The 369-nt window shown below is 58.8% G+C and carries 1 protein-coding gene; it reads left to right on the top strand.

The annotated features are described in order from the left end of the window. Nucleotides 1–26: 26 nt before the first annotated feature. Nucleotides 27–369, top strand: a 343-nt coding sequence (locus tag ACW5W8_RS23955) for a hypothetical protein (RefSeq protein ID WP_498630909.1), incomplete at its 3' end; no start/stop codon positions are given.

Below are 369 nucleotides of genomic sequence, written 5' to 3'. Positions count from 1 at the left end.
TGGCTAAGCAAAACCTGACCCCCAGGATGGTATCAGTACGCTGGAATGCCCTTTATGAGGAGGTGAAGGACGACACCGAACTGGTGATCGCCCATCCCGATCCAATTATCAGTGTCCGCGATAATGGCGCGGGCAAGCTGCTGGATGCGGCGGGGGTAGAGCGGGGCAGTGTCAACTACAGCAGCGGCCAGATCGTGATCCAACCCGATGGCCAGGGTGGCATTCCGAAAACCCGCTATGAGTGGCGAACTATCGGCACCTATGGCGATGGTCACGGCAACACCATTGCCCGCCAGCGCTGGACGTTGGTTGAAATCTACTACGTGCAGGCCGCTTACCTGTTCCCGGTGGACGACAGTGGTTGGGTCG

The sequence above is a fragment of the Aeromonas aquatilis genome (assembly GCF_054052405.1).
This window is presented reverse-complemented; position numbering and strand designations above follow the sequence as displayed.